The sequence below is a fragment of the Rhizobium sp. 007 genome, from assembly GCF_015353075.1.
Classification (GTDB): domain Bacteria; phylum Pseudomonadota; class Alphaproteobacteria; order Rhizobiales; family Rhizobiaceae; genus Rhizobium.
In genome coordinates, this window is the sequence record NZ_CP064187.1 from 1,684,305 (window position 1) to 1,703,694 (window position 19,390).

22 protein-coding genes and 2 riboswitches are annotated in these 19,390 nt (G+C 61.1%); of the genes, 9 read left to right on the plus strand and 13 right to left on the minus strand.

Translation table 11 applies throughout. The features are described 5' to 3' along the window. Nucleotides 1–54 precede the first annotated feature (54 nt). The 4 genes from ISN39_RS08545 (at nucleotide 55) to sugE (ending at nucleotide 3,270) form a co-directional block, all read left to right on the plus strand. Nucleotides 55–1,182 (plus strand): S-(hydroxymethyl)glutathione dehydrogenase/class III alcohol dehydrogenase, encoded by a 1,128-nt coding sequence (locus ISN39_RS08545; RefSeq protein WP_194729761.1) that lies wholly within the window; start codon nucleotides 55–57, stop codon nucleotides 1,180–1,182. A 310-nt stretch (nucleotides 1,183–1,492) separates the two neighbouring features. After that, on the plus strand, nucleotides 1,493–1,966 hold the full coding sequence (locus ISN39_RS08550; RefSeq protein WP_194729762.1) for a YaiI/YqxD family protein: 474 nt from the start codon (nucleotides 1,493–1,495) through the stop codon (nucleotides 1,964–1,966). Further along, a complete protein-coding gene (fghA, locus tag ISN39_RS08555) occupies nucleotides 1,963–2,796 on the plus strand; it encodes an S-formylglutathione hydrolase (RefSeq protein WP_194729763.1) in 834 nt (277 codons plus the stop codon). The genes ISN39_RS08550 and fghA overlap by 4 nt, the downstream gene beginning before the upstream one ends. A 159-nt stretch (nucleotides 2,797–2,955) precedes the next feature. Next, complete coding sequence (gene sugE / locus ISN39_RS08560; protein WP_074068251.1) at nucleotides 2,956–3,270, plus strand: quaternary ammonium compound efflux SMR transporter SugE; 315 nt, start codon at nucleotides 2,956–2,958, stop codon at nucleotides 3,268–3,270. A 36-nt stretch (nucleotides 3,271–3,306) separates the two neighbouring features. On the opposite strand, the gene ISN39_RS08565 is transcribed toward sugE, so the two are convergent. The 7 genes from ISN39_RS08565 to crcB all read right to left on the minus strand — a co-directional run bounded on the left by ISN39_RS08565 (nucleotide 3,307) and on the right by crcB (nucleotide 8,819). Beyond that, nucleotides 3,307–3,699 carry a DoxX family protein gene (locus ISN39_RS08565; protein WP_194729764.1) on the minus strand — a complete coding sequence of 131 codons (393 nt, stop codon included), beginning with the start codon at nucleotides 3,697–3,699 and terminating at the stop codon, nucleotides 3,307–3,309. 124 nt (nucleotides 3,700–3,823) lie between these two features. Next, on the minus strand, nucleotides 3,824–5,356 hold the full coding sequence (locus ISN39_RS08570) for an acyl-CoA carboxylase subunit beta (RefSeq protein WP_194729765.1): 1,533 nt from the start codon (nucleotides 5,354–5,356) through the stop codon (nucleotides 3,824–3,826). A 36-nt stretch (nucleotides 5,357–5,392) separates the two neighbouring features. Next, nucleotides 5,393–5,851, minus strand: a complete 459-nt coding sequence (locus tag ISN39_RS08575; RefSeq protein WP_074068258.1) for a hypothetical protein — start codon at nucleotides 5,849–5,851, stop codon at nucleotides 5,393–5,395. Between the two features lie 68 nt (nucleotides 5,852–5,919). After that, entirely contained in the window at nucleotides 5,920–6,705 is a 786-nt protein-coding gene (locus ISN39_RS08580; RefSeq protein WP_194729766.1) for an ATP12 family chaperone protein, read from the minus strand. Between the two features lie 9 nt (nucleotides 6,706–6,714). Further along, nucleotides 6,715–7,365 carry an HAD-IA family hydrolase gene (locus ISN39_RS08585; RefSeq protein WP_194729767.1) on the minus strand — a complete coding sequence of 217 codons (651 nt, stop codon included), beginning with the start codon at nucleotides 7,363–7,365 and terminating at the stop codon, nucleotides 6,715–6,717. Further along, nucleotides 7,362–8,354 carry an RluA family pseudouridine synthase gene (locus tag ISN39_RS08590; protein WP_074068261.1) on the minus strand — a complete coding sequence of 331 codons (993 nt, stop codon included), beginning with the start codon at nucleotides 8,352–8,354 and terminating at the stop codon, nucleotides 7,362–7,364. The genes ISN39_RS08585 and ISN39_RS08590 overlap by 4 nt, the downstream gene beginning before the upstream one ends. Nucleotides 8,355–8,441: 87 nt before the next feature. Beyond that, the gene (crcB, locus tag ISN39_RS08595; RefSeq protein WP_194729768.1) at nucleotides 8,442–8,819 is read right to left on the minus strand and encodes a fluoride efflux transporter CrcB; all 378 of its coding nucleotides are present in this window, start codon (nucleotides 8,817–8,819) and stop codon (nucleotides 8,442–8,444) included. 121 nt (nucleotides 8,820–8,940) lie between these two features. On the opposite strand from crcB, the gene ISN39_RS08600 reads away from it, so the two are divergent. Next, the gene (locus ISN39_RS08600; protein ID WP_194730132.1) at nucleotides 8,941–9,207 is read left to right on the plus strand and encodes a hypothetical protein; all 267 of its coding nucleotides are present in this window, start codon (nucleotides 8,941–8,943) and stop codon (nucleotides 9,205–9,207) included. 57 nt (nucleotides 9,208–9,264) lie between these two features. Here the strand turns inward: ISN39_RS08600 and ISN39_RS08605 are convergent, their stop codons facing one another. Next, entirely contained in the window at nucleotides 9,265–10,230 is a 966-nt protein-coding gene (locus tag ISN39_RS08605; protein ID WP_194729769.1) for a copper chaperone PCu(A)C, read from the minus strand. A gap of 78 nt (nucleotides 10,231–10,308) precedes the next feature. Next, the gene (locus ISN39_RS08610; protein ID WP_194729770.1) at nucleotides 10,309–10,692 is read right to left on the minus strand and encodes a hypothetical protein; all 384 of its coding nucleotides are present in this window, start codon (nucleotides 10,690–10,692) and stop codon (nucleotides 10,309–10,311) included. A 160-nt stretch (nucleotides 10,693–10,852) separates the two neighbouring features. After that, nucleotides 10,853–10,941, plus strand: a riboswitch (glycine riboswitch). 3 nt (nucleotides 10,942–10,944) lie between these two features. Further along, a riboswitch (glycine riboswitch) is annotated at nucleotides 10,945–11,025 on the plus strand. Nucleotides 11,026–11,097: 72 nt separating this feature from the next. On the opposite strand from ISN39_RS08610, the gene gcvT reads away from it, so the two are divergent. From gcvT to gcvP, 3 genes are read left to right on the plus strand one after another with little or no spacing between them, the layout of a single operon-like run. Beyond that, complete coding sequence (gene gcvT, locus ISN39_RS08615; RefSeq protein WP_194729771.1) at nucleotides 11,098–12,234, plus strand: glycine cleavage system aminomethyltransferase GcvT; 1,137 nt, start codon at nucleotides 11,098–11,100, stop codon at nucleotides 12,232–12,234. A gap of 26 nt (nucleotides 12,235–12,260) precedes the next feature. Next, nucleotides 12,261–12,623, plus strand: a complete 363-nt coding sequence (gene gcvH / locus ISN39_RS08620; protein ID WP_194729772.1) for a glycine cleavage system protein GcvH — start codon at nucleotides 12,261–12,263, stop codon at nucleotides 12,621–12,623. Continuing rightward, entirely contained in the window at nucleotides 12,623–15,487 is a 2,865-nt protein-coding gene (gcvP, locus tag ISN39_RS08625) for an aminomethyl-transferring glycine dehydrogenase (RefSeq protein ID WP_194729773.1), read from the plus strand. The genes gcvH and gcvP overlap by 1 nt, the downstream gene beginning before the upstream one ends. 173 nt (nucleotides 15,488–15,660) lie before the next feature. On the opposite strand, the gene ISN39_RS08630 is transcribed toward gcvP, so the two are convergent. Beyond that, nucleotides 15,661–16,461, minus strand: a complete 801-nt coding sequence (locus ISN39_RS08630; protein ID WP_074068271.1) for a class I SAM-dependent methyltransferase — start codon at nucleotides 16,459–16,461, stop codon at nucleotides 15,661–15,663. 816 nt (nucleotides 16,462–17,277) lie between these two features. On the opposite strand from ISN39_RS08630, the gene ISN39_RS08635 reads away from it, so the two are divergent. Further along, complete coding sequence (locus ISN39_RS08635; protein ID WP_194729774.1) at nucleotides 17,278–17,553, plus strand: flagellar basal body protein; 276 nt, start codon at nucleotides 17,278–17,280, stop codon at nucleotides 17,551–17,553. A gap of 17 nt (nucleotides 17,554–17,570) precedes the next feature. On the opposite strand, the gene ISN39_RS08640 is transcribed toward ISN39_RS08635, so the two are convergent. From ISN39_RS08640 to ISN39_RS08650, 3 genes are all read right to left on the minus strand, one after another. Then, nucleotides 17,571–18,206, minus strand: a complete 636-nt coding sequence (locus tag ISN39_RS08640) for a LysE family transporter (RefSeq protein WP_237361670.1) — start codon at nucleotides 18,204–18,206, stop codon at nucleotides 17,571–17,573. A gap of 89 nt (nucleotides 18,207–18,295) precedes the next feature. Continuing rightward, nucleotides 18,296–18,691, minus strand: a complete 396-nt coding sequence (sufA, locus tag ISN39_RS08645; protein WP_039846772.1) for a Fe-S cluster assembly scaffold SufA — start codon at nucleotides 18,689–18,691, stop codon at nucleotides 18,296–18,298. Between the two features lie 315 nt (nucleotides 18,692–19,006). Further along, on the minus strand, nucleotides 19,007–19,387 hold the full coding sequence (locus ISN39_RS08650; RefSeq protein ID WP_027512444.1) for an SUF system Fe-S cluster assembly protein: 381 nt from the start codon (nucleotides 19,385–19,387) through the stop codon (nucleotides 19,007–19,009). Between the last annotated feature and the right edge of the window lie 3 nt (nucleotides 19,388–19,390).

A 19,390-nucleotide genomic window follows, 5' to 3' on the forward strand; every position in this document is an offset into this window, starting at 1 on the left:
CGCCGTCGCCCGGCATGCCAAGGTTACGCCGGAAAATCACGAGGAGATCAGACGATGGATGTTCGCGCCGCCGTTGCCGTTCAGGCTGGAAAACCGCTGGAAGTCATGACCGTGCAGCTGGAAGGCCCGCGGGCCGGCGAGGTTCTGGTCGAGGTCAAGGCGACCGGCATCTGCCACACGGACGATTTCACGCTGTCTGGCGCCGATCCGGAGGGCCTGTTTCCGGCAATCCTCGGCCATGAGGGTGCCGGCATCGTCGTCGATGTCGGACCGGGCGTCACTTCGGTCAAGAAGGGCGACCACGTCATTCCGCTCTATACGCCGGAATGCCGTGAATGCCCGTCCTGCCTGTCGCGCAAGACCAATCTCTGCACGGCGATCCGCGCCACCCAGGGCCAGGGCCTGATGCCGGACGGCACGTCGCGCTTTTCGATCGGCAAGGACAAGATCCATCACTACATGGGCTGCTCGACCTTTGCCAATTACACGGTGCTGCCCGAGATCGCCGTTGCCAAGGTCAATGCGGACGCCCCCTTCGACAAGATCTGCTACATCGGCTGCGGCGTCACCACCGGCATCGGCGCCGTCATCAACACCGCCAAGGTGGAGATCGGCGCAACGGCGATCGTCTTTGGCCTCGGCGGCATCGGCCTCAACGTCATCCAGGGCCTGAAGCTTGCCGGCGCCGACATGATCATCGGTGTCGACATCAACAATGACCGCAAGGTGTGGGGCGAAAAGTTTGGCATGACGCATTTCGTCAATCCGAAGGAGGTCGGCGACGACATCGTGCCCTATCTCGTCAACATGACGAAGCGCGGCGCCGACCAGATCGGCGGCGCCGACTACACCTTCGACTGCACCGGCAACACCAAGGTGATGCGCCAGGCGCTGGAAGCCAGCCATCGCGGCTGGGGCAAGTCGGTCGTCATCGGGGTGGCCGGTGCCGGCCAGGAAATCTCCACCCGCCCGTTCCAGCTGGTCACCGGCCGCAGCTGGATGGGCACCGCCTTTGGCGGCGCGCGTGGCCGCACCGACGTGCCGAAGATCGTCGACTGGTACATGGAAGGCAAGATCGAGATCGATCCGATGATCACCCATACGATGCCGCTCGAAGACATCAACAAGGGCTTCGAACTCATGCATTCCGGTCAAAGCATCCGGGGCGTGGTGCTGTATTGATCTCGTGTCGGTAATTTAAAATCGATCTGGCATTGCAGCCGGCCGATTGATAGATACGGCTGCATTCCAGCACTTGAGCCGCTCAGATGCATTCATTCTCGAATTGGAAAGGCGATATCGAATCTTTGCTGAAACCCGCTTCTCAGCGTACAGCGCTTTCCGAAATATCCAAGCATCAGGATGTTCCAGTATCGGGACGACATCATCATCTACGATCCGTTGCCGGACGGCGCAGGCCTGGAACTGATCCGCATTCTCAATGCGGCACGAGACTACCATCGCTATTTCGACGATTAGAAACGAACGACACATGCCGCAAATATATGTCGATGCAGACGCCTGCCCCGTGAAGCCGGAAATCCTGAAGGTTGCCGAACGCCACGGCATCGAGGTGACCTTCGTCGCCAATTCCGGCCTGCGGCCCTCACGTGATCCTATGGTCCGTAACGTCATCGTCTCCAATGCCTTCGATGCCGCCGACAACTGGATTGCGGAACACGCAACCAACAGCGACGTTGTGGTGACTGCGGACGTGCCGCTCGCCGTGCGGTGCGTTGCGGGTGGTTCACTGGTGTGCGGCCCCACCGGGCGCGTTTTCGACGACACAAATATCGGCATGGCGAGCGCCATGCGCGATCTCGGCGCGCACCTGCGGGAAACCGGCGAAAGCAAGGGCTACAACGCCGCCTTCAGCCCGAAGGACCGTTCGCGGTTCCTCGAAACCTTCGACCGGCTTTGCCGTCGCGCCAAGGCGGCAGCCCCAGGAACGGGAGATCAAAAATGAACATCATTTCCCAGGCGACCGCCTTCGGAGGCATGCAGGGCGTGTATTCGCACGAATCCGAAGCCTGCAAATGCGAGATGACCTTCGCAGTCTTTGCGCCGCCGAAGGCCATCAAGGAGCCCTGCCCAGTTCTCTGGTATCTTTCCGGGCTGACCTGCACGCACGCCAACGTCATGGAAAAAGGCGAGTACCGGCGCATGGCGGCCGAGCTCGGCCTGATCATCGTCTGCCCGGACACAAGCCCACGCGGCAATGATATTCCCGACGAGCTCACCAACTGGCAGATGGGCAAAGGCGCGGGCTTCTACCTTGATGCCACCGAAGAGCCCTGGGCAGAAAACTATCGGATGTACACCTACATCACCGAGGAGCTGCCGGCCCTCGTCGCCAAGCAATTTCGCATCGACATGAGCCGCCAGGGCATCTTCGGCCATTCAATGGGCGGTCATGGGGCACTGACGATCGCATTGAGGAACCCGGACCGCTTCAGGAGCTGCTCGGCCTTCGCGCCGATCGTCGAGCCGTCGACCGCCGATTGGTCGGCGCCGGCATTTGAAAAGTATCTAGGTTCCGATCGCGCGGCCTGGCGCAAGTACGACGCATGCGCCTTGGTAAGCGACGGCGCACGCTTCCCGGAATTTCTGATCGATCAGGGTAAGGCTGACGGCTTCCTCGACAACGGCCTTAGGCCGTGGCTTTTCGAAGAGGCGATCAAGGACACGGATATCAAGCTCACGCTGCGGCTGCATGAGCGCTACGACCACTCTTACTATTTCATCTCCACCTTCATGGATAATCACCTGAGGTGGCACGCCGAGCGGCTTGGATAAGGAACGCAAGAAACGGTGGCATGGCAGCTATGCCAATTCCTACCTTGCAACGACAGTCAAACCGCGCATATGAGCACCAACGCAGACGACTGCGGCGTCCACTCCCCTGCGGGCGCAAACGTCGCGGGGACGGCCTCGCTCTTTAAAAAGGAGAGTGAGATGGCTTGGTTTCTGCTGTTTCTTGCAGGTCTTTTTGAATGTGGCTGGGCAATCGGTTTGAAATACACCGATGGCTTCACGCGGCCCATGCCGACGGTCCTGACCGTCATTTCCATGGTGATCAGCATCGTGCTGCTCGGTCTGGCGGTCAAAACGCTGCCGATCGGCACAGCCTATGCGGTCTGGACCGGAATTGGCACCGTCGGAACGGTGCTGCTCGGCATCTGGCTGCTTGGCGACCCCGTCACCGCGGCCCGCCTCGGCTGCATCGCACTCATCATCGCCGGCATTGTCGGACTTAAGCTCACTGTATGACGATGAATGCCGCGGGACGAACCCGCGGCATTCTTCTCAGGCGTTGCGCTTGTCGACCGAAAAGGCGCCTGCACCGGCGAAAACCAGGAACAGGAAGACGAAGCAGTAGAGGATCGCCGATTCGCCCTGATTGACGGCCGGGTAGAAACCCATCGGCACATGCGCCATGAAATAGGCAACAGCCATCTGGCCGCTCAGGATGAACGCGATCGGACGTGTCAGGAAACCGACGAGAATTGCCAGTCCGCCGACGAATTCCAGAAGCGCCGCCACGAGCATGAGCGGCGGAAGCGGGCCGCCCTCTCCTTGCGGGATCGGGAATTCAAACAACTTCATCGTGCCGTGCTCGATGAACAGAAGCGCAGTGATGATCCTAAGAGCGGCCAGCGCGTAGGGTTGATAGGCGCTGAGACGTTCGAAACCGGACATTTGGGCTCTCCCTTGAGATAAGACAGTCGAGCGTTAATTTCCTAAACGACCGGAATGAATACACGGATCGGTGACGTGCGTTCACTTCCTGTTGATTTCGCTTGATTTTCACGATTCTCACACCTCAGAGCGGAATATTGTCGTGCTTCTTCCAGGGGTTCGAGAGATCCTTGTTGCGTAGCATCTTCAGACCGCGCGCCAGGCGGCGGCGCGTCGAATGCGGCATGATCACCTCGTCGATATAGCCGCGCTCGGCCGCGACAAAGGGCGACAGGAAGCGGTCCTCGTACATCTTTGTGTGTGCCGCAATCTTTTCCGGATCGGTGATGTCCTTACGGAAGATGATCTCGACTGCGCCCTTCGCACCCATCACTGCGATCTGCGCCGTCGGCCAGGCATAGTTGAGATCGCCGCGCAGATGCTTGGAGGCCATTACGTCGTAAGCCCCGCCGAACGCCTTGCGGGTGATGACTGTCAGCTTCGGCACGGTCGCCTCCGCATAGGCAAAAAGCAGCTTCGCCCCATGCTTGATGAGACCGCCATATTCCTGCGCCGTGCCCGGCAGAAAGCCCGGAACATCGACGAAGGTGACGATCGGAATACTGAAGCAATCGCAAAAGCGCACGAAACGCGCGGCCTTGCGTGATGCATCGCTATCGAGCACGCCGGCAAGCACCATCGGCTGGTTCGCCACAAAGCCGACCGTCGAGCCCTCGACGCGCCCGAAACCGCAGACGATGTTCTTGGCGAAGCTTGCCTGAATCTCAAAAAAATCGCCATCGTCCGCAACCTTGTGGATCAGCTCCTTGATGTCATACGGCTTATTGGCATTGGCGGGGATGAGCGTGTCCAGCGATTGATCCCCATCCATCACCGACTGGTAACATTCGATCTCCGGCACCGGCGAGGTGTTGGAGAGCGGCAGGAAATCGATGAGGCGGCGGACCTGCAGCAATGTGTCGACATCGTTGTCGTAAGCGCCGTCGGCAATTGAGGAACGCGTCGTGTGAACAGAGGCGCCGCCGAGTTCCTCGGAGGTTACGGTCTCGTTGGTGACGGTCTTGACGACATCCGGACCGGTCACGAACATGTAAGAGGTGTCGCGCACCATGAAGATGAAATCGGTCATCGCAGGCGAATAGACGTCGCCGCCGGCACATGGGCCCATGATCACGGAAATCTGCGGAATGACGCCGGAGGCGAGCACATTGCGCTGGAAGACTTCGGCATAGCCGCCGAGCGCAGCAACCCCTTCCTGGATGCGCGCGCCGCCCGCATCATAGATGCCGACGATCGGCGCCCGATTTTTCAGCGCCATGTCCTGGACCTTCATGATCTTCTCGGCATGCGCCTCGGAAAGCGAGCCGCCGAACACCGTGAAATCCTTGGCGAAGACGAAGACCGTCCGGCCGTTGACGGTTCCCCAGCCCGTGACGACGCCGTCGCCGGCAATCCGGCTCTTGTCCATGCCGAAATCCGTCGAGCGATGCTCAACGAACATGTCGAACTCCTCGAAAGAGTCTTCATCGAGGAAGAGGTCGATCCGTTCGCGTGCCGTCAGCTTGCCGCGCTTGTGCTGCGCTTCGATGCGCGCCTGGCCACCGCCCTGCCGAGCAATCTCCCGGCGCCGCTCCAGCTCGTCGAGAACTTCCTTCATGAAATCTCCCCTCGCCGCTCGATCGCGGCATGATCTTCAGCCGCGGCCGGTATTGAGCTTAAAGGCCGAGCGGACTCGCGCTGCGATATCCTCCGCTAGAATCTGATCCGCCATGGCCCGATCGTTGGCAGTGCTGGTCACCTCGAACGAGCTGACGGCGATGACCGAGCCCTCGTCGACGGACGCCGCATCGATATTGATCTTGGCGATATTCCTGTTTTTGTCGAAGCCTGTGACTTTCTGGAGGGAAGCGATGCGAATCGTCAGCACGACGCGCGGATAGACCTCGGTCCGAACCGTTGCATTGATAGCGGCATTGATGCGGTCGCCGATGCCTGAAAGCAGCTCGGGCGGTGTATTCGGACCGCCGAGAACCACGGCACTGCGGACATCGTAGATAGGAGCGGCCGGCTCATCGGAGGTCAGGCCCATGCAGGACGTCAGCATGGCGCAGACCAGCCCCAGCTGACAAAAAAGCGACCTAAACCAATTCATGCTGAATTCCGCACCTCTCCCGCTCGGAGTCGCAGATTTCGCCATAATGGCTGCCAAAGCAATATGTTTCAGGCCTTTAGCGCCAAAAAAACCTCCGCCGCTGCCTTGAACTCCTCAAAGCGCTTGGCACGGCGCAGTTCGCCCTCCTCGTCGCTGCCCCAATGCTCGATCGTCCAATCCTCATCGAGATGGGCAAGCGACCAGACCTCGTCCAGGGTCAGATGGCGCTCGGCGAACCCCAGGGCCAGAAGGGCCGACCCGGTTAGCGTCGTTATCGTGTGAAGGGAGGCAAGTGCCAACGCACTATCGTGTCTGCGCAAAGTGACGTCGAAGGCTGCGACCGCTTCGCGCGGCTGCTCGTGATGCATCACGCCTTCAATCAGGATGAAGCGCGCGCCGAGATCATTCGCCGCCCAATCGAGAACCGGGTCCCACTGCTCGGTCTGGCGCTGCACCAGGAGTTCCGGTCCTTCGGCGCGGTAGCAGAGAAGATCGCTCGAGGAAAACCGCAGGATGTCTTCGAAGACGGCTTGCGTGTCCATCGCGACGCCGTCGAGCGCGGTATTGACGAGGCGTGTCACGGGCATGGTCGCCGGGTCAATCACTTCAGCCTGTGCATCCCACTCGGCGGCGAGGAGCTCGGCCAGAGCCTCTACCGGCACCGCCAGAACCTGTTTGGCGGGCGTGCGCACGACCTTGCCATCAAGCTCGATCGCGAAGGCGTCGTCCCGCTCGGCAACCGTGACGTTCTTGTAGAAGCGTTTCGGCAGCGGCCTTTTCATCTGGATCTGCGCGCGGCGGATCGGATCGGGGTGGCTCAGTCCTTCGGAAAGGTCGTTCAGCAGGTCGCGCATGGCGTCACCTCAAAAATGGTCAAGCACGTCATTCGGATGGTAAGCGACAGTATCGGCGCCGGCGGCAATCAGGTCGTCAACGCTGGCATAACCCCAAGATACACCAATTGCCTTTGCGCCTGCAGCCTTTGCCATCTGCATATCGTAGACAGCGTCGCCGATGACAATGGCATCAGCGGCCTTCATGCCGGCTTCGTCGCAGCATTCGGTTACCATGGCCGGATGCGGCTTCGACGGACAATCGTCGGCCGTCCGCGAGACGATGAAATGCGGCGTGAAACCGTGTGTTTCGAGGACGTTGACAAGCCCGCGGCGCGACTTTCCGGTGACGGCGCCGATCAGGATGTCTTCCCGTGCGGCGAGCCTGTCTATCATCGGCTTTATCCCGGCGAAAAGGGGCACATCCATGCCGGACTCCTGCCTGACATCCATGTAGATCGACTTGTAGTGGGCCGTCATGGCGATCGCCTCGTCATCGACATGCAGCTTGCCCTGCATGCGGGCAATCCCGATATCGAGCGTCAGACCGATGATCGATTTGGTGCTGGAAAGATCCGGCCGTGAATGACCGAATTGAACGAAGGTTCTGGCCATCACCTCATGGATCAGGGCGGCACTGTCGACCAACGTGCCGTCGCAATCGAAGAGAATAAGCTTCATTCGTCAATCCTCTCCGCACCGGCAAGATCAAGGCCGAGAAGGTTCCAGGTCTGCACCATATGCGGCGGCAGCGGCGCCGTGATGCGCAGGCGTCCGCCTGCAGGATGCGGGATGTCGATATGACGGGCATGCAGGTGAAGCCGCTTCTGGATGCCGCCGGGAAAGTCCCAGTTCGGGTCGTCGATGAAGTATTTTGGATCGCCGATGATCGGATGGCCGATATGCAGCGCATGAACACGAAGCTGATGCGTACGGCCGGTGTACGGCTCCATCTCGAGCCAGGCCAGGTTTTGCGCCGCCGTTTCAATCACGCGGTAGTAGGACACGGCATGATCCGCACCCTCCTCGCCGTGCTTGGCAATGCGCATGCGATCGCCGTCGGCAGTCGCTTCCTTGACGAGCCACGTGGAGATCTTGTCCTCATGCTTGCGCGGCACGCCCTTCACCAACGACCAGTAGGTCTTCTTGGTGTCGCGTTCGCGAAAGGCAGCCGTCAGCTTCTGAGCGGCACCACGTGTGCGGGCAATGACGAGCACGCCCGATGTGTCGCGGTCAAGCCGGTGCACGAGCCGCGGCTTCTCGCCTTTGGGGCTCGTCCAGGCCTCCAGCATCTGGTCGATATGCCGGGTCAGGCCGGAACCGCCCTGCACGGCAAGTCCGGCGGGCTTGTTGAGCACGATCACCTTGTCGTCCTCATGCAGCACCATGCGCTGAAGAAGTTCGTAATCGCTGGAATGCTTCAGCTCCTTCCCGGCGATCGGACCGCTCTTGACCTTCGCATCGACATCGAGCGGCGGCACGCGAACCATCTGGCCCGGCTGCACGCGCGCGTCGGTCTTTACGCGTCCACCGTCGACGCGGACCTGGCCCGAACGCAGCAGCTTCTGAAGCTGGCCGAAGCCGAGGCCAGGGAAATGAATCTTGAACCACCGGTCGAGCCGCATTCCCGCCTCGTCGGCATCCACCTTGATATGTTCGATTCCGGCCATTCTTGTTCTTTCGGAAATTCTTGGGCGCGCCACGCGCGGCTGTTGCCGGTGGCTTTAGAGCATTTTTCTCCGCGCGGAAACTGCCTTTCAGATCAAAGCACGCACAAGCGCGAGACCAGCCATGACAGAGGCAATCGAAAGCCCGACGCTTGCGGCGACGTAAAGTCCGCCGGCGACTGCCTCGCCCCGCTCGAAAAGCGAGATCGCGTCAAGAGAAAAGGCGGAAAAGGTCGTAAAGCCGCCGAGGAAGCCGGTGATGAGCAGCAGGCGCATCTCGACGGAGGCGTTGAACCGGCGCGCGATCATTTCGGCAAAAACGCCAATGGCGAAACAGCCAATGACGTTGACAATTAGCGTGCCCCAAGGAAAGCCAGGCCCCAGGAGCCGCAGCGACCATTGGCCGACATAATATCTCAAAAGCGAGCCGATAGCGCCGCCGGCGCCGACAAGAAGAGCCTGGATCATCGTTCTGGTTTACCTGACGAATTGACCGTTTCCAATTGGATGAGAAGAAATCCTACCGTTCATTAAAATGCGAATGATTTCCTTAGCCGCGCACGAACCGGCGATGTGTATCAAACGTCCTATGACACAGGTCGTCACCATATCCGCGAGCACGGCCGCCGCCGCTTTCGAAACGCTGAGGATTGCTCCCCGCGTGCCGACGAGCATGGCGGCAAAGGACGCGCGCCGGATCGCAGACCGTCAGCTCAAGGGCCGACATGACCAGGAGCTGAACGAAACGGCAAGCATCATTCAGTCCACCGAAGTGGCGCTCGACCTGATGGCCAAGGGCAACAAGCAGCCGCAGGCAGGATTGCAGCAGGCATTGAAATCCTACGAGGATTTTTGAGTTTCTCACCTTTGGAAAGCAGACGGCCCGCGGCGACTGCCGCAGGCCTGTTGCTGGTTATTTGCCCTGGGCCGAGAGAACCTCCAACGTCACGTCGATCTTGCCTGCCTTCTCAAAGGTTAGCGTCACCGGCACGCTCTCACCCTGCTTGAAAGGCGCCTTCACCTTCTGGAACATCAGATGCAGGCCGCCAGGCGCTAGCTTCACCGTCCCGCCCGCTGGAATGGCAATCCCATCCTTCAGTTCACGCATCTTCATGACATTGTTCTGCATGGCCATTTCGTGCATTTGAACTTCGCCCGCGGTCGGCGAGGAAACGACGACGAGCCTGTCGTCGGTCTTGCCGTTATTCTTGACAGTAAAGAAGCCGCCGCCGACCGGCTGGCCGGGCAGCATTGCCTTCGTAAAGGCGCCGGAGATTTCGAGGTCGCCGAGTGTTGCAGTGCCGCCTGCTGCAGCATTCATGTCCATCCCGGCCATGTCGCCATGGTCATGGCCATTGTCGCCACCGGCAACGACCTTCAGCAACGGCGCCGGGCTCTTGAGCCTATGGGGATCGCCGCCATCGGTTGCCACCTGTTCCCATGCCTCGGCCGCATCGCCGCAAAGCTGCTTCACCGGAAAGGCCAGCGATGTTCCGGCATCCACGCCCGAAACCTTGCCCTGGATCACGAAGGTATCGTAAAAATCGTCCGAGAGGTTGCCGCCCTTCCAGCGGATTTCGACTGCGCCGGATTTCACCTTGGTGCCGTGATTGTCGTAGGTCTTCTGATAGTCGCCCTTGATCACTTCAAGTTCCCAGCCGGACTTCGGCTGCGGCTTGGCGAATACAAAGCCTTCCGGCAGCTTCACCTGCACTTCGTTGGTGGGCTTGCCGTCACAGCCATGCGGCACCTGCAGCGTTGCGAGGAACGTCTTTTCCTGTGGGGCTTCGGGATTAAGAAAGGTGACATGCGCCTGCGCTGCCGTGAATGCGGCTGCGAAAACCAGGGCCGCAGCGCTGAGTGTCTTGATTGTCTTCATCGGGTATCTCCTCGCCGGCTGCAGCTCCCAATGGCTGGCGCACCGGCATTGTCGTGTCATTTCGGTGGTGGCTGGAGATCAGGCCAGAACCGGCGGTGCCCTGGACTTCGGCCGTTCGACGGCGTGCACCCCGATGGGGGTGTCAGCAACAACCGGGGGGTTATGCAGCGTCGCGAACTCGAGATGCAGCCAGGAGCCGTTATCCGGCACCGGCAGGATGACGAAAGCCGTAAGCCGGCAGACTTCGCAATTCGGCTTCGGAGGGACCGTCTTGCCGCTGCTGTCCGTAGCGGTCACGCAAAGCGAGGCGCGGGTGCCGTCCGGCAGGACGTATGCGGCGCTATTATAGTCCGCGTCCGCCGCAGCCGCCTGCGGCGCCTGTTGCGCAAGGCCAAGCATAAGCAAGCTCAGCGCGCAGAGAATGCGCGTCAGCATGCCAGCGTTTCGGCCCGTTTTCGTCATCTGGATCCTCTTTAGCGGATTTCGCGATTAAGCACTTTATCCGAAAAAAGCAAAAGCTCATTTGACGCAGTTCAACACTTTGTCGAAAGACGGCGCGACAAAAATTTGTTCGGCGGCGACATTCCCCCTTGCCAAGAGCCTGTTCCGCCGGATAATTGCCGCAACCCTGTTGGGAGAATCCGGTCTACAGACGGCCGGTGCCGAAGGAGCAACCGCCCCGGAAACTCTCAGGCCGAAGGACCAGCAAGGGGCAGACGGAACTCTGGAGAGAAGCGTTCTCGAAACGCTCGCCGAAGGGATAACAATCTCAGGCACAGGGACAGAGGGGGCTCGAAAGCAAGGCGTACCCGCGCCTTCAGATTGAGCCCGCGCATGGAATTCCACGCGCAAACCCCGGAGGCGTCGTTGGACGATACTGCTGCCCTCAAGAAAACTCCGCTACACGCGCTGCATCTTTCGCTCGGTGCCCGCATGGTGCCTTTCGCAGGCTACGAGATGCCCGTTCAGTATTCAGCCGGCGTGCTGAAGGAACACCTGCAGACGCGCGCCGGCGCCGGCCTCTTCGACGTCTCCCACATGGGTCAGGTCGTCGTGAGGGCGAAGTCCGGCAGATATGAAGATGCCGCCCTCGCACTCGAAAGCCTCGTACCGGTCGACATTCTCGGCCTCGCCGAAGGCCGCCAGCGCTACGGCTTCTTCACCGACGAAAACGGCGGCATCCTCGACGACTTGATGATCACCCATCTCGACGACCATCTCTTCGTCGTCGTCAACGCCGCCTGCAAGGAGGCCGATGTCGCGCACATGCAAAGGCATATCGGCGACCGCTGCGACATAACCCTTCTCGACCGCGCGTTAGTCGCGCTGCAAGGTCCGCGCGCCGTCAACGTGCTGGCCGAACTCTGGGCGGATGTCGCGGCGATGAAGTTCATGGACGTGCGTCACTGCCGCTTGCACGACATCTCCTGTCTCGTTTCCCGCTCCGGCTATAGCGGCGAGGACGGCTTCGAGATCTCCGTACCCGTTAACAAGGCGGAGGATGTCGCCAGGCGGTTGCTCGAACATCCCGATGCGCAGCCGATCGGCCTCGGCGCCCGCGATTCGCTGCGTCTGGAGGCGGGACTCTGCCTCTACGGCAACGACATCGACGCCACCACAACGCCGGTCGAGGCGGCGCTCGAATGGGCCATGCAGAAGGCCCGCAGGACGGGCGGAGCGCGCGCGGGGGACTTTCCGGGTGCAGCACGCATTCTCGGTGAACTCGACAATGGTGCCACACGCCGCCGTGTCGGCCTGAAGCCGGAAGGCAAGGCGCCGGTGCGCGGCCATTCCAAACTCTATGCGGATGCCGAAGGCAAGACCGAGATCGGCGAAGTCACTTCGGGCGGCTTCGGCCCGAGTGTCGAAGGCCCGGTTGCCATGGGCTATGTGCCGGTTTCGCATGCCTCCGTTGGAACCCAAATTTACGCTGAGGTGCGCGGCAAGTATCTCCCCGCTACGGTCGCCGCCCTGCCTTTCATCACGCCGACCTACAAACGCTAAGATATTTTCCAGAGAGGAACAAAACCATGCTGAAATTTACCGAAGAACATGAATGGCTGAAAGTCGAAGACGGCGTGGCGACGGTCGGCATTACGAATTATGCCGTCGAACAGCTCGGCGACCTCGTTTTCGTCGAATTGCCGGAAGTGGGCGCGACCTTTTCCAAGAATGACGATGCCGCCACCGTCGAATCCGTGAAGGCTGCCTCGGAAGTCTATTGTCCGCTCGATGGCGAGATCACCGAAGTCAACGAAGCGATCACTGCCGATCCGTCGCTGGTCAATTCCGACCCGCAGGGCGCCGGCTGGTTCTTCAAGCTGAAGCTCAAGAATCCGGCCGATGCCGATGGCCTGCTAGACGAAGCGGCCTATAAGGAGCTCACCGCGTAATGACGACGCCGACAGAATTCCAGTTTACCGACTACCAGCCCTACGACTTCGCCAACCGCCGCCATATCGGCCCGTCGCCGGCCGAAATGAGCGACATGCTGAAGGTCGTCGGCTACAACAGCCTCGACAGCCTCATCGACGCGACCGTGCCGTCTGCGATCCGACAGAAGGCGGCGCTTGCCTGGGGCGCGCCGATGACGGAGCGCGAGGCGCTCGACAAGCTGCGCGAGACCGCCAACAAGAACAAGGTCCTCGTTTCCCTGATCGGCCAAGGCTATTACGGCACCATCACGCCGCCGGTCATCCAGCGCACCATCCTCGAAAATCCGGCCTGGTACACGGCCTACACGCCTTACCAGCCGGAGATCAGTCAGGGCCGTCTGGAAGCGCTCTTGAACTACCAGACGATGATCTGCGACCTGACCGGTCTCGACGTCGCCAACGCTTCGCTTCTCGACGAAGCGACCGCTGCTGCCGAAGGCATGGCGATTGCCGAGCGCGTCGCGAAGTCTAAGGCCAAGGCTTTCTTCGTCGATGCCGCCTGCCATCCGCAGACGATCGCGCTCATCCAGACCCGCGCCGAACCGCTCGGCTGGAGCGTCATCGTCGGTGACCCCTTCAAGGATCTCGATCCGGTGGACGTCTTCGGCGCCATCTTCCAGTATCCGGGCACGCACGGCCACGTGCATGATTTCACAGGCCTGATCTCCCGCCTGCATCAGACGGGCGCGATCGCCATCGTCGCGGCCGATATCCTCGCGCTGACGCTTCTGAAGTCGCCGGGCGAAATGGGCGCCGATATTGCGATCGGCTCGTCGCAGCGCTTCGGCGTTCCGGTGGGCTACGGCGGACCGCATGCCGCATATATGTCGGTCAAGGATGCGCACAAGCGCTCCATGCCCGGCCGTCTCGTCGGCGTCTCGGTCGATGCCCGCGGCAATCGCGCCTACCGGCTGTCGCTGCAGACCCGCGAACAGCATATCCGCCGCGAAAAGGCAACGTCGAACATCTGCACCGCGCAGGTGCTGCTCGCGGTCATGGCCTCGATGTATGCGGTTTTCCACGGTCCCAAGGGCATCAAGGCGATCGCCCAGCAGGTCCACCAGAAGGCCGTGCTGATGGCTAAGGGCCTAGAAAAGCTAGGCTACAGGATAGAGCCAGAAACCTTTTTCGACACGCTCACCGTCGATGTCGGCCACATGCAGGGCCTCATCCTGCGCGCGGCCGTCGCCGAGGGTATCAACCTGCGCAAGGTTGGCACGACCAAGATCTGCATGAGCCTCGATGAGCGCACGCGCCCCGCGACGCTCGAAGCCGCCTGGCGCGCATTCGGCGGCAATTTCGCCGTGGCCGATTTCGAGCCAGGCTACCGCCTGCCGAAGGACCTGCTGCGCACCAGCGAATATCTGACGCATCCGATTTTCCACATGAACCGCGCCGAAAGCGAAATGACCCGCTACATTCGCCGGCTCTCCGACCGCGACCTCGCCCTCGACCGCGCGATGATCCCGCTCGGCTCCTGCACCATGAAGCTGAACGCCACGGCGGAAATGCTGCCTATCACCTGGCCGGAGTTTTCGGATATCCATCCTTATGCTCCGGTCGATCAGGCGCTCGGCTACCGCGAAATGATCGACGATCTGACGGAAAAACTCTGCGCCGTGACCGGCTATGACGCCTTCTCGATGCAGCCAAATTCCGGCGCGCAGGGCGAATATGCCGGCCTGCTCACGATCCGCAACTACCATATCGCCAACGGCAACGGCCATCGCGACGTCTGCCTGATCCCGACCTCGGCGCACGGCACCAACCCCGCCTCCGCGCAGATGGCCGGCATGAAGGTCGTGGTCGTCAAGGTTCGCGGGAACGGCGACATCGACATGGACGACTTCCGCGCCAAGGCGGAGGAGCATGCGGAAAATCTCTCCTGCTGCATGATAACCTATCCTTCGACGCATGGCGTGTTCGAGGAAACGGTGAAGGAGATCTGCGATCTCGTGCACAAGCACGGCGGCCAGGTCTATCTCGACGGCGCCAACATGAACGCCATGGTCGGCTTGTCGCGTCCCGGTGACATCGGTTCCGACGTCAGTCACCTCAACCTGCACAAGACCTTCTGCATCCCCCATGGCGGCGGCGGTCCCGGCATGGGCCCGATCGGCGTCAAGGCCCATCTGGCGCCTCACCTGCCCGGCCACCCGGAAACGGACGGACGCTCAGGCGCCGTCTCGGCAGCGGCCTTCGGCTCGGCCTCGATCCTGCCGATCTCCTGGAGCTATGTGCTGATGATGGGTGGCGAAGGCCTGACGCAGGCAACCAAGGTTGCGATCCTCAACGCCAACTACATCGCCGCCCGCCTGAAGGGCGCCTACGGGGTGCTCTACAAGTCCGAGAGCGGCCGCGTCGCGCATGAATGCATCATCGACACGCGTCCGCTGGCCGACAGCGCGAGCGTCACGGTCGACGACATCGCCAAGCGCCTGATCGACTGCGGCTTCCATGCCCCGACCATGAGCTGGCCGGTCGCCGGCACACTGATGATCGAGCCGACCGAGTCCGAAACCAAGGCCGAGCTCGACCGCTTCTGCGAGGCAATGCTGGCGATCCGCGAGGAAGCCCGCGCCATCGAGGAAGGCCGCATGGACAAGGTCAACAACCCGCTGAAGAACGCCCCGCACACGGTGGAAGACCTCGTCGGCGAATGGGACCGCCCCTACAGCCGCGAACAAGCCTGCTTCCCGCCCGGGGCCTTTCGTGTCGACAAATACTGGTCCCCGGTCAACCGCGTCGACAATGTGTACGGGGACAGGAACCTCGTTTGCACCTGCCCGCCGGTGGAGAGCTACGCAGAGGCTGCGGAGTAGAAGCGGTCGGGCAAAGCCCGAGCCGATCGATCCGGTCAATCGATTGCAGCGACGGATGCCCCGAGCCTGAAGCGGGGCTGGAAGGCTCCTCGTCGGAGGGGCCTTCGATTCCAAGATCAAGGATCGTGCGTGTAAGAAACGGCGGGGGGCCGATCAGACCTCTGGCTGCCGGCTCAGGGAACGATGCCGCGACAGGCCCATGCAACATTTGCGAACGACCTTGGACCATCGGACCGGCCCGCCTCGTATGCGTCGCGTACGGCAGCATCGATGCGCGCCCGCTCAGCGGCGTCGAGCGTCGCCACATATTTGCCAAGAGGGCCTTCGCCTGCGGCAATAGGTGCCCAGTAATCATTAAAGTTTTGGTACTCCATGCGGATCACCAGCTGAGTTTCGGTAACGTCCAGCAGACCCTGCTCGACAAAAGTCCGCTTCATTTCGCCAGGCTGCATCATCGGCTGAAAGCAATAGCGATTGCGCAGCTGCCGCCCGGTCTCGCTGAGCGCCGCCACCGTGTCGACCATCATTCGCATGCCGGGCATGCCGCCGAGATGATCCCAGACAGCTGCGGCGACTACCCCGCCCGAACGCACGACGCGGCGCATCTCTCCAACGGCCCGGCCGGCCTCGGGCACGAAATGAAGAACGAGCAGTGCGAGCGCGCGGTCGAAGCCTCCGTCTTCGAAAGGCAAAGAGCAAGCGTCCGCCTGCCCGATCTTGATGCGCGGGTCGATGTTGCGCCGAATTGCCTCCTCGACGAAGACTGGCGAATAGTCGACGGCAGCGATCTCGCTGAGATCAGCGGCCTTGGCAAGGGCAAATGTCAGGCTGCCCGTGCCGCAACCGACATCAAGTACCTTCTCACCAGCGGCAAGACCCGCAAACCCAATGAATGGCGACGCGAGCTTTTGGCTCCAGCGTCCCATGAGCTGCTCGTAGCCGGCCGCGTTGTGAACGTTAAAGCTTGAGGACATCGAAAGCTCCATCAGCCAGAGGCATGGCAGTTAAAACTGAGCACTTGGCAGGGCGGCCAAGCGGTCATTGGCAATGGCCATATTGCGCCGAAAGGAGCTTAGGGCAAAGGCCGTCGCCTAGGCCTTTCCCTCGCCGAGCCTCTGCACCCTGGCCAAATCCTCCGGCGTCGCCGGCGAAGGCTGAACATTCGAGGCGAGTTCCCGACCTTATCGTCATGGGAGTGCTTCGCGCCCTGGCCGCAATTGCCGACATGATATTTGCGCCATATCGCCTCGAACGTTGCCCTGGAACGGCAGAGTTCATCGACCAGCGCCGCATTACTTCTGATGACCCCGGCCCGCGCCTACTGCGCCCAGAAGACCGCAACCGCGAAACGCGCCTCCCTCTCCCATTACGGCATATGCTACCTGACGCAAGCTTCTCATAGTGGCCCATATAAGTGAAGGTCAAAATCAATGGCCGGCGGTCCACCGTCTCGACGCCGGCCCCCTCTACCGTCGGGGCTCGAAAGAAGGGCCAGGCGGGCGGATGCAATCACGGCGGCGCCGGACAAGGCGGCGCTTCAAGGACATCGCCGCCGTGATCGGCCGCCAATCTTCGGTCCCTCGCATCTGCTCGAGGGTTTGGAACGAGCGCCATTTCAACGCTTGACGATTGGCTCCGCCACGGCCGGCCAATCGGATGCCCAGGCATGACAATGTGCCATTTCCGGACGCTATGCCGACGGTCCAAGCTCGGCATTAACGAACTGCGTTCAGCTTTCCCTAAAACCTCTGCTGTACAGCGGCTCCTATAGAGACAAGAGGGAAGGGCTGATGAATGTGTCGAGCGTCATGAACACCGCTCTTTCCGGCATGCGCACGCAGACCAACAAGGTCAGCGCGATCGCCAGCAACGTGGCGAGTATCAGCACGCCGGGCTATGGCCGCATCGATCTCGATAGGCTGCCTGCCGATGAAGGCCAAAGTGTCGATCCCGCCACGGAACTGACAGGCCTGATTCAGGCCGAGCAAAGCTTCAAGGCAAATGCTGTCGTCTTCGAGACGGGCGCTGACATCTGGGAACTACTGATGAGCATCAAGCGCGACTGACCGGCGCCTGTAACTCTCTACGCAAGCAGCAGCCGCGCGGCAAAGCCGAGAACGACGGTGCCGAAGGCAATGATCAGGCCCCCGGAAATGTGGCGGATCAGCAGCGTGAGATCGCTTGAAATCCTGTCGCGGGCGAGATTCACCGCCGCGCTCAGCGCCGTCCACCACACCATGGCCCCGAAGAACACGCCGATGACGATCGATGCCACCTCGGTGACGGTTTTGCCATCGACCAAACCAAGGCCAGCAAAGAGGCCCCCGAAGGACAGAAGCGCGCCGGGGTTGGAAATCGCCAGCAGAAATGTCGAGGCGATCGTGCGCAAGAGATCGCGCGCACCGACCTGCAAGGCACCGGCGGGCGGCGTCATCAGGTCTCGGATGCCGAGAAAGATCAGAAGTGCACCGCCGGCCGCCGCAATCGGCAGCGAATAGTCATCGACGATATCCGAAACCATCGCGAGACCGGCGGCCGCGACCAGCGCGTAACACGCATCGCCAAGCGCTGCCCCAATGCCGATGGCTGCACCCGATCCGAAACCACGATGAAGGCTGCGGTTGATGCAGAGCGTCGCGATCGGCCCCGGCGGCGCTGTGACGATGAGGCCGAGGAGCGCGCCTTTGGCAAAGAGCAGTAGCAGCGTTTCGATGATCATAAGGTAGAAACTGTTTCGCTGCTGAAAGGGACAAATCAAAATAACAAAGCCGCCATCGCTGGCGGCTTTCGGTTGCGGTCTCGAAGAATTCAGTGCGCGGCAGGCACCACCGCGTCGCCGCGCGCGGCAAGCGCCGCGAGATCGGCAGGCTTGAGCTCGACGGATTCGCCGCAGCCGCAGGCCGATGTCTGGTTCGGGTTCGTGAAGGTGAAGCCCGAGCGCAGCGTCGTGGTCTCGAAGTCCATTTCCGTGCCGAGCAGATAGAGGACCGCAGAGGGCTCCACCCAGACCTTGGCGCCGTCGCGCTCGATCAGGTCGTCCTTGGCATTGGGTTCGCTCACCAGCTCGATGGTATATTCCATCCCGGCGCAACCGCCTTTCTTGATGCCGACGCGGATGCCCTTGGCGTCCGGCCCGGAATTTTCAACGATTGCCTTCACGCGCGCCGCGGCGGTGCCGGTCATGCTCATCACTGCAAAGCCCATCGGCTCATTCTCCTTCCACACCGGGGTCAAGATCCGGCGCTTCATCTTTTCAATTTAGGCAGTTATGCCTAATGCTTCAATCCCTTAATCAAACGCGAAATTCATCTTACGCCTTTTCATTGATGTATGTCCTCTCATCGCCAGGCGTCTGGGCGTTCTGGCAAGTGCTAAAAACATGAGCCAGCCGGCGCGCGCGAGGTTGGAATGAGCCGCTCCGCGCTTTACAAGGCGCTGAGCGGCCATCATCAAAGAAATGAAAGCTCTCGGGATCGGCCTTGCTCCCTTCATGCCAATGAAAAGTCGGCCGCCTGACCCTCAATACCAGCCGACGGCCACCTGCGCCTCTTCCGACATGCGGTCCGGCGTCCACGGCGGATCGAAGGTCATTGCGACCTCGACGCCGGATACGCCTTCGACGGCGCCGACGGCATTCTCGACCCAACCCGGCATTTCGCCGGCAACCGGGCAGCCTGGCGCCGTCAGCGTCATGACGATCTTCACCATGCGGTCGTCTTCGATGTCGATCTTGTAGATCAGACCGAGTTCAAAGATGTCGGCGGGAATTTCCGGATCGTAGACGGTTTTCAGCGCCCCGATGACGTCGTCGCTGAGGCGCGCCAGTTCATCGGCAGGAATGCTCGAATGCACGATGCCCTCGCGCACGTCGGTCTTCTGTTCGCTCTCGTCCAGGCTCATACG

Excerpts from the sequence above, each read along its gene's own strand:
- ISN39_RS08545 (WP_194729761.1), top strand. The coding sequence starts at position 55 with ATGGATGTTCGCGCCGCCGTTGCCGTTCAGGCTGGAAAACCGCTGGAA.
- ISN39_RS08550 (WP_194729762.1), top strand. The coding sequence starts at position 1,493 with ATGCCGCAAATATATGTCGATGCAGACGCCTGCCCCGTGAAGCCGGAA.
- fghA (WP_194729763.1), top strand. The coding sequence starts at position 1,963 with ATGAACATCATTTCCCAGGCGACCGCCTTCGGAGGCATGCAGGGCGTG.
- sugE (WP_074068251.1), top strand. The coding sequence starts at position 2,956 with ATGGCTTGGTTTCTGCTGTTTCTTGCAGGTCTTTTTGAATGTGGCTGG.
- ISN39_RS08565 (WP_194729764.1), bottom strand. The coding sequence starts at position 3,699 with ATGTCCGGTTTCGAACGTCTCAGCGCCTATCAACCCTACGCGCTGGCC.
- ISN39_RS08570 (WP_194729765.1), bottom strand. The coding sequence starts at position 5,356 with ATGAAGGAAGTTCTCGACGAGCTGGAGCGGCGCCGGGAGATTGCTCGG.
- ISN39_RS08575 (WP_074068258.1), bottom strand. The coding sequence starts at position 5,851 with ATGAATTGGTTTAGGTCGCTTTTTTGTCAGCTGGGGCTGGTCTGCGCC.
- ISN39_RS08580 (WP_194729766.1), bottom strand. The coding sequence starts at position 6,705 with ATGCGCGACCTGCTGAACGACCTTTCCGAAGGACTGAGCCACCCCGAT.
- ISN39_RS08585 (WP_194729767.1), bottom strand. The coding sequence starts at position 7,365 with ATGAAGCTTATTCTCTTCGATTGCGACGGCACGTTGGTCGACAGTGCC.
- ISN39_RS08590 (WP_074068261.1), bottom strand. The coding sequence starts at position 8,354 with ATGGCCGGAATCGAACATATCAAGGTGGATGCCGACGAGGCGGGAATG.
- crcB (WP_194729768.1), bottom strand. The coding sequence starts at position 8,819 with ATGATCCAGGCTCTTCTTGTCGGCGCCGGCGGCGCTATCGGCTCGCTT.
- ISN39_RS08600 (WP_194730132.1), top strand. The coding sequence starts at position 8,941 with ATGACACAGGTCGTCACCATATCCGCGAGCACGGCCGCCGCCGCTTTC.
- ISN39_RS08605 (WP_194729769.1), bottom strand. The coding sequence starts at position 10,230 with ATGAAGACAATCAAGACACTCAGCGCTGCGGCCCTGGTTTTCGCAGCC.
- ISN39_RS08610 (WP_194729770.1), bottom strand. The coding sequence starts at position 10,692 with ATGACGAAAACGGGCCGAAACGCTGGCATGCTGACGCGCATTCTCTGC.
- gcvH (WP_194729772.1), top strand. The coding sequence starts at position 12,261 with ATGCTGAAATTTACCGAAGAACATGAATGGCTGAAAGTCGAAGACGGC.
- gcvP (WP_194729773.1), top strand. The coding sequence starts at position 12,623 with ATGACGACGCCGACAGAATTCCAGTTTACCGACTACCAGCCCTACGAC.
- ISN39_RS08630 (WP_074068271.1), bottom strand. The coding sequence starts at position 16,461 with ATGTCCTCAAGCTTTAACGTTCACAACGCGGCCGGCTACGAGCAGCTC.
- ISN39_RS08635 (WP_194729774.1), top strand. The coding sequence starts at position 17,278 with ATGAATGTGTCGAGCGTCATGAACACCGCTCTTTCCGGCATGCGCACG.
- ISN39_RS08640 (WP_237361670.1), bottom strand. The coding sequence starts at position 18,206 with ATGATCATCGAAACGCTGCTACTGCTCTTTGCCAAAGGCGCGCTCCTC.
- sufA (WP_039846772.1), bottom strand. The coding sequence starts at position 18,691 with ATGGGCTTTGCAGTGATGAGCATGACCGGCACCGCCGCGGCGCGCGTG.
- ISN39_RS08650 (WP_027512444.1), bottom strand. The coding sequence starts at position 19,387 with ATGAGCCTGGACGAGAGCGAACAGAAGACCGACGTGCGCGAGGGCATC.